Genomic DNA, 8,242 nt, shown 5'->3' on the forward strand with positions numbered 1-8,242 from the left:
CCATTCTCATATTGGTCCACGAACTCCTGTGTCGGTTGGTTCCAGCCATAAGCACCGCCAACCCATCCTGTATTACGCGGACCCATGTAGGTACTTAGCCAGTTGGCCTGGTTTTCATCACTCCAGAAACCAGCCTTGGTCAGTCCGTAATATTGCACTTCAAACAGAGACTCTGCTGTGTTCTTATGCCGTTCCTCACCCCCGAAGCTATCGCTGTAATCGGAATTCAGGGTATAACCGAGGCTCTCTACCAGCTCACTCATCTGTAGTGATTCTGCATACATTCCCAATGTCAGATAAACCTTTGCCAGCATGCCGGCAGCCGCACCCTTGGAAGCACGGCCGATGTCGCTTCCCGAATATGCTTCCCTGACCGGCAACAATTCAATTGCATCCTTCAAGTCAGGAATTATCACCTCGTTGTAGATGGTCATTTTGTCGGTACGCTCGGGCAGCAGGTTGTCTCCAGGCTTCGGTGTAGAGACCGTCATCGGGACATCTCCGAAAAGCTGCACCAGAATGAAATAATAGTTGGCACGAAGAAACTTCGCTTCTCCGATAGAACGGTTTTTCAACGATTCGTCGATATCCATCTTCGGCACATTTTCCAATACCGTATTGCAGTATAGTATCCCGGGATTGGGACCTCGCCATATGTCCAGTGCAGCTGCATTGTCGGCTGTAGCTACAAAATTTGCCAAGGTAACAGTCTCTATCCCGTCGGTGCCTCCACCAGCACCCACTTCGCTGTTTCCTGCAATGATATCGAGCGTCCAGATTCTCATGTTGTATAATTTGGGACGCTGTAGCGGCTGATAAGCCCCATTTACCAGGGCAATAGCCGACGCTTCGTCCGTGAGTGCCTCGGCACTTGGGTCTTCATACGGAACTTTATCCAAAAAATCGGAGCAGGATCCAAAGAGTGTCAATACCGATAAAAGTCCAATTATATATGCTATTTTTCTCATATTGTCATCGATTAAAATTGAATATTTAGGCCTAAACTGATTGTACGTGTTACCGGATAGGTGCCGAGATCTACACCTCCTGCCCCTACTTCAGGATCAAAACCAGAATAACCGGTCAATGTAAAGAGGTTCTGGCAAGAGAGATAGAGTCGTGCCATACTTAGTTGAGCCTTCTGTGCTACTGATTTCGGCAGCGTATATCCTAACGTGAGATTTTTCAAACGAAGGTATGATCCATCCTCGATAAACCGGTTGGAATGGCGTACATTCTGATTGGGGTCACTGTAGACAGCACGCGGAACACTGTTACTTGTTCCTTCTCCTGTCCAGCGGTCCAACACCTTTGTCGTCTGGTTCTGCGGGACTGACATACTTTCCTGCCATATTCTGTTGGCATTGTAAATGTCGTTTCCGGCCACACCCTGGAAAAAGACCTGCAGGTCGAAATTTCCGTAAGCAAAGCTGTTGTTCATGGAGAACGTCCATTCAGGGAATGGATTACCGATAAAGGTACGGTCATCGGCATTGATGACTCCGTTGTTGTCAAGATCACGAAACTTGATATCGCCAGGTGCTGTTCCGCCGGTTACCTGCGTAGCATACCGGTCCACCTCCTCCTGATTCTGGAAGATGCCGTTGGTTACATAACCATAGAACGCGTTCACAGGTCGTCCTTCGGCACTCACCTGCACTTTAGTCATATTGATATCCCCACCGGTAAACAGGGCAATACCGTCATTCATTTTGATTACTTCATTCTTATTGTAAGAAACATTGAAATCGGTATCCCATTCAAACTGGCCCGTGAGGTTTCTGGAGGAGACAGTCAGCTCAAGCCCTTTGTTCCTAATCTCTCCGGCATTTATACTCGGCACGTAAATGTCTGAATAACCTGTAGTGATGGGTACTGACATCGGCACCAGCATATCGCTTGTGTTTTTTAGGTAAGCATCAAGCGTCAGATTAATCCGTTGATTCAATAAAGAGAGATCCACCCCGGCATTAAACTGCCTTACCGTCTCCCATTGTACATCCTGATTGGGCATCACCAGCGGATAAAGCGTAGAAACCGGTGTGCCGTTGAACACATACTGCCCTGTTTTCAACCTGGTAAAATAGGCGTAGTTGTCTATACCTCCCTGGTTTCCCGTTTCTCCGTATCCCAAACGGACTTTCACATCGTCGACCCATTCGTTTGCGTGGAAGAAAGGTTCTTCCGACAAGCGCCAAGCTGCGGAGAACGAGGGAAAAGTACCCCACCTGTTTTCTTTGGAAAATCGGGAGGAGCCATCGCGACGGATTGTTGCGGTGAAAAGATATTTGTTGTCGTAATTGTAATTGGCTCGCCCCATAAACGAGAGGATAGCCCAATCATTTTTGGTACCTCCGACGGTGGGGTCGGTAAGCCCGTTATTCAACTGGCTGTTATTATCACTCAGGAATCCCTGCACACTTGCGTTCATGCGGTTATACAAGTTATTCTGGGCGCTGGAACCAATCATCACGTTTACGTTGTGTTTATCTGCGAAGGTGTCGAGGTAAGTAAGCGTATTGTCCCACAGATAGGTAAGACTTTTATTCGACTCTTCATACAGTGATGACTGCGGCTGCGGGATGGGCTTCCAGTCATATTTGGGACTAAAGCTGTTCTGATCCCAAAACTTGAAGTCGATGCCACCCAGTGACTTAAAAGTAAGTTTATCTGCCGGTTTTATTTCAGCGAAGATATTTCCAAGCACGTTGTATCCGTTGGTTCTGTTTCGGCTAAGTGTTGCTGTTCCAATAGGATTGCGTATATCCCCGTACTGATAAGCCGGTTCTCCAGGACCGGAGTATGAACCATCTTCGTTGTAAACCGGCTGAGTAGGTAACGAAGCCATAGTACCGCGAATATCATAAGAACCCTGTTTCTTGATATCGTGACTCAGGGTTATATTGTTCCCGAATTTTATCCATGAACGCACGTTCGATTCGCTATTGAACTGCACCGTGTATCGTCGGTATGATGTATTAGACACAACACCGTCCTGATCGAATACTCCTCCCGACACATAATAATTTCCCTTATCACTACCTCCGGAATAGGAAACCGTATAGTTTCTCATTCTCGCCGAACGGAAGAGTTCATCAAGCCAGTCGGTACCTTCACCCCAAACCGTTGGATCAGCAAAGTCGGCGCGCTGTGTCAGCGGGGAGGAGGCGAACTGGTTATAATTGGCAATCATCTCGTTATGTAACGAGGCAAACTGTGTAGCATTCAACATCTGTGGCATGCCGGTAGCAGTTTGTACTCCCCAGTTCGCACTAAATGAGATAGATCCGTCACCAGATTTCCCCTTCTTCGTGGTAACCAATATGACGCCGTTTGCCCCCCGCGACCCGTAAATGGCAGTGGCAGAAGCATCTTTGAGCACATCCACGGTTTCCACATCTTCCATATTCAGGGAATTGATTCCCAGGTCCGTGGGTACCCCGTCTATAACCAGAAGCGGTTCGCTGTTATTGATAGTGCTAATTCCCCTGATGCGGAAGGAGACATTGTCACCCGGTTTACCGGAGGAGATGACCTGCACACCTGCAGCCCGTCCCTGAAGCGCTTCCCCGATACTGGCTACCGGCTTGTCCTTCATCGTCTCCCCCGAAACCGATGATACAGCGCCTGTGAGATCTCTTTTTTTCATCACACCATATCCGATTACAACCAACTCATCCAGCAGCTGATTGTCCTCTTTTAGCACAATAGAGAGATTCGTTTTACCAGCAACCGATATCTCCTGCGGGTGATATCCCATATAAGATATGGTTATTACTGATGATTCGGGCACTGCCAAAGAAAAATTACCATCGATATCACTTACGGTACCGGTTGTAGTCCCTTTTACAAAAACGGAAGCACCTATAACAGAAACACCATTCTCATCAGTGATATTCCCGGAAATAGTTTTTTGATTCTGAGCCGACAGATGAATACTGAATATTACACACAACATCAATAATAATAATAACCTGCATGCAATAGGCTCTTTGGATAATTTTTGTTTTTCCCCCATGTTAATAAATTTAGAAAATAAAAAATACAAAGGTTATAGTCACATTTATACATCAATTTACATTAGTACTTTTCTAGGGTCGACTAATTAAAATTTCATCGTTCTCGTTTAATTTCAATGAATAGTAGCCTCAAGATAAATTCAACAATAACATAGGCAAATGTAAAAGATGAAGTAACAGAAAAAAAATCAGGATAGTTAACATATAGATACAACAATAGTTATACAGTCTGTACATCAGCATAATACTCAAATATAGAGACGTGAAAAAGTAGATGATATATATCTCAAATTTTCTGTATAACTCCAATTTTCCTCACAAGACTTTCAAATTTATCGCGGGGTACAGCCGCTTTATTTCGTACTCTAGTACGATAATTATAGATAGTGTTTACCGAATAATGCAGGAAATTGGCAATGCGTGAACTGTCGGTTATCCCTAACCGGATCAGAGCAAATATACGTAGTTCTACGTTCAGCAATTCATTAGGTTTCAGGTTAAATTGTTCTTCTTCGAGCAACAGAGAGTTAAATTCCTCCACGAAATTGGGATACAGATGAAGAAAGATGTTATCGAACAGTTTATATAGCTCCTTCAGCTCCTGATCAATCATATCATGCGATTTCAACATCCTGAAAAGTTCGTCTATCTTTCGTTCGGCAGCTTTTTTATTGAGCGTGTTCCGGTATTTCTCTAGCTTATCTATATAGGTGGAACAAAGATCTAGGAAATGGCCGATATAGGTTTCCTTTATTTCGTTGGATTCGGACAATTCATCGTTTACATCCGACAATTTTCTATTCGTTCTGTTCAATTGATCGACAGTACGTTGTAAATCATTATTCAGGTCATTCAACTTCAGATTCGTTTGATATAACTCCTTTCTTATTCGGGCGATCTTTTTCATTTGTCGATAGACGTAGATAACAGCGATGATGAGGAACAGCGACAAGAGACTCACCAGAACAAGGAAGAGCTGCAGTTCTGACTGCTGATTCCTGACTTTTTCCTGATAAGCCGAATCGATTATCGGAAGTATTTGTGAGATTTCATACGTCCGCAAACGGGCATTACAAAACATGGCATCTTCCATCGACGATTTGATGCAATCATAAGCCTTTTCTATGTTACCGGTCTCAAATAGTGTGATCGCCAATGCCTGCATAGAAGCATTTTCCTTAATCGCATTCTTTATATCGCAAATAGCCGATATCGCATAATAGGCTATTTGCTTGTCAATATCTCCTTCTTTACGGTAAATATTTGCAAGGGCATAGGTTAAAACGGCCTTTTCATGATTCTCCTCTTCCGATTGATTGATTAGCTCTTGTAAAATTTGTTGTGATTCGGCTAATCGATTTTCGTCGAACAGCTTTTCGGCAAAAACAATCTTGTAATGGTTGGATTCTTTATTCAGGACACTTAACAACGAGTCCCGGTACAGGCTGCTCTTAACGGTATATACAGGAGCAATGGGATTATTGAACGAGTAGCTTCTATATAACTGCTTATAGCTATCATAATAGTTGACTAACAGGTTATCGGCGAGCTCAGTTTTATTGATATTCGTGAGAATATCTAATGCCTCGATATAGAGTCCCGAGACTATATATAAAGAGGTGAGATTAAGTTTCGATTCATTGATTCTGTAGCTATCACCTAAGCTTTCGGAGAGCTCCACATTCTGCTTAGCGTAATGAATGGCAGAATCGGAAATATAAGTTTTATACTCGTTAAACAACTGCAGGTTTATGTCGTATCGCTGCATCTCGTTCATATTGGGCATTCTCAACATCTGCTTTATCGAGGCGACACGTTCTTCTTTTTCGGACATGAACACTGCCTTATCTTCCATCATCTCGTATAGCATCTTGAGCACCTGCTCTTGTTGTGGTTCCGCGGCAAAAACATTGTCCACGGTAATAACAAAAACAACTGCCATTAATAGTACGAAAGTAGATGTGCGAACATTCATAATCAAATTAACCTCTTTTCTCCAACAACACCACATTCTCCACATGGTGGGTATGTGGGAACATGTCGACCGGCTGTACTCGTTTAACCTTGTATTTGCAGTCCAGCAGATTAAGATCACGCGCCTGAGTGGCCGGGTTACAGCTTACATAGACAATCCTTTCTGGTGCTGCAAACAAAATGGCATTGACAACATCTACGTGCATACCAGTGCGGGGCGGATCTGTAATAATTACGTCGGGATGACCATGTTCTGAAATAAACTCCGCCGTAAGTACATCCTTCATATCACCGGCAAAAAAGAGCGCATTTTCGATCCCGTTTATCTGCGCGTTTACCCTTGCATCCTCAATTGCCTCCTCTACATACTCAATACCAATTACTTTTTTTGCCTCACTTGCAACAAAGTTGGCGATGGTGCCAGTACCGGTATAAAGGTCGTACACCAGCTCATTGCCTGTGAGCTGTGCGAAGCTACGTGCAACCTCATAAAGATGATATGCCTGCTCGCTGTTAGTCTGGTAGAACGACTTGGGGCCGATCTTGAAGCTCAATCCTTCCATCTCTTCAAAGATATGATCCCTGCCGCGCCAGGTCACCACCTCCTGGTCGGTAATGGTATCGTTTGCTTTTTGGTTAATGATGTATAGCAGTGATGTAATTTGTGGAAATCTATCACTTATGAAATTCATCAACTCCTCTCTTTTTTCTACATCATCTTCATAAAAAACCACAATCACCATCCATTCTCCTATGGAACTGTTGCGGATCATAAGGGTGCGCATGAGCCCATTTTGGCAGCGCAGATCAAAAAAAGGGAAACCCTTTTCCAGGCAAAACTCCCGTATGCAATTCCGGATCTGATTGGAAAAATCATCCATCAGCCAGCATTTGTCGATATCAAGCACCTTATCGAACATGCCGGGGATATGGAAACCAAGAGCGTTCATTTGAGTGAACTCCTTACCAGAGCTTATCTCCTCCTCGGTGAGCCACCGTTTGTTGGAGAATGTAAATTCAAGCTTGTTGCGGTAAAAAGTGGTATCAGGTGCTCCCAGAATGGGGGTGATCTCTGGCAGTTCTACCTTGCCTATCCTTGTAAGGTTGTCAACCACCTGCTGCTGCTTGTGCCGCAGCTGCTCCTCATAGGGCAGGTGCTGCCACTTGCAGCCGCCACACATCCCGAAGTGCCGGCAGAAAGGATCGCTCCGCTGCGTTGAAAATTGCTGAAACCGCACTACCCTCCCCTCGGCAAAAGTGCTCTTCTTACGCGTTAGCTGGATGTCGGCCACATCGCCGGGAGCTGCAAAAGGTACAAACAGCGTCATGCCATCAACCTTCGCCACCGCCTTACCTTCGGCAGCTACGCCGGTAATTGTCACACCTTCCAGCAAGGGAAGTTGTTTTCTCTTTCTTGCCATCTGTTTTATCTCTTTATTTAAGATTCGCATGCATTACAATTACAACTAAGTTCGCGACAAACAATGTTTTATATTTAACTGTAATCATTTACATTCATAAATTATGCGAAAATTGAACTTTATATTTACAGATACAAAGATAGAGGTTTTTTAAACGAATTCGTCTAGATATTACCAGACAAAAATCATCTATCTTCGCTGGAGGGAGCTGTTGTCGTGCTCAATGCCGTCCCATGTCAAGGGCTAATGATTGAAGAACTCAATACAATCCATACCAACCTGGTATTTAGTTCCATCATAATTTTCATGTTCCAAATATTCTATTTGCAGTAAATTCTTTCCCTTATTAATATCTAAATTTCTCAGTATTTCTACACCTATCGTATCCTGCTCGTAAAATGGCTCTATAACTCTATGCCTTTGCTTGTTCAATGTTGATATTCTGATCCCCTTTGTTTTCGAGCAAGATATTGCATTTCCTTTTAAAAGGCATCACCCAGTAACACGACATAGTACTGTCATCGTCCACTTTCGTGTACCATGAATGGTTTTTTCTTATCTTATAACCTGTACCGAAAAAGTCGCCGATAGGAGCACTGATTGTCCTTATGCCATCAAATGAAATGTGAATTATAGTGCTTCGAAGTGCTTGTTCATAATTCTCAGCGTTAATTTTAAGGGTAATTGTGCGGATTGCAAAATAATCATCGAGATAAATCCTTAGCACTCCTCGTCCCGAATTCTCGCCGGAAAATGTCATCCACATCCTTACGATAGCTCCCGGTCCTTTTGCATCCATCAGCACATACTCCTTTCTGCCGTGATCGG

At 43.9% G+C, this 8,242-nt stretch carries 5 protein-coding genes; all 5 read right to left on the reverse strand.

Annotated elements, in window-relative coordinates; genetic code table 11:
- On the reverse strand, nt 1–968 hold a 968-nt coding region (locus B3Z75_RS08095), incomplete at its 3' end, for a RagB/SusD family nutrient uptake outer membrane protein (RefSeq protein WP_286848659.1).
- 11 nt (nt 969–979) lie between these two features.
- A complete protein-coding gene (locus tag B3Z75_RS08100) occupies nt 980–4,018 on the reverse strand; it encodes a SusC/RagA family TonB-linked outer membrane protein (RefSeq protein ID WP_286853925.1) in 3,039 nt (1,012 codons plus the stop codon).
- 287 nt (nt 4,019–4,305) lie between these two features.
- A complete protein-coding gene (locus B3Z75_RS08105) occupies nt 4,306–5,994 on the reverse strand; it encodes a DUF6377 domain-containing protein (RefSeq protein ID WP_238868161.1) in 1,689 nt (562 codons plus the stop codon).
- Between the two features lie 7 nt (nt 5,995–6,001).
- Nucleotides 6,002–7,414 (reverse strand): 23S rRNA (uracil(1939)-C(5))-methyltransferase RlmD, encoded by a 1,413-nt coding sequence (gene rlmD, locus B3Z75_RS08110; protein WP_238868162.1) that lies wholly within the window; start codon nt 7,412–7,414, stop codon nt 6,002–6,004.
- Between the two features lie 412 nt (nt 7,415–7,826).
- The coding region (locus tag B3Z75_RS08115) for a DUF2961 domain-containing protein (RefSeq protein ID WP_294069832.1) at nt 7,827–8,242 on the reverse strand (416 nt) is incomplete at its 5' end.

Origin of the sequence: Proteiniphilum sp. UBA1028, from assembly GCF_002316955.1 — a bacterium.
Taxonomy (GTDB): domain Bacteria; phylum Bacteroidota; class Bacteroidia; order Bacteroidales; family Dysgonomonadaceae; genus Proteiniphilum.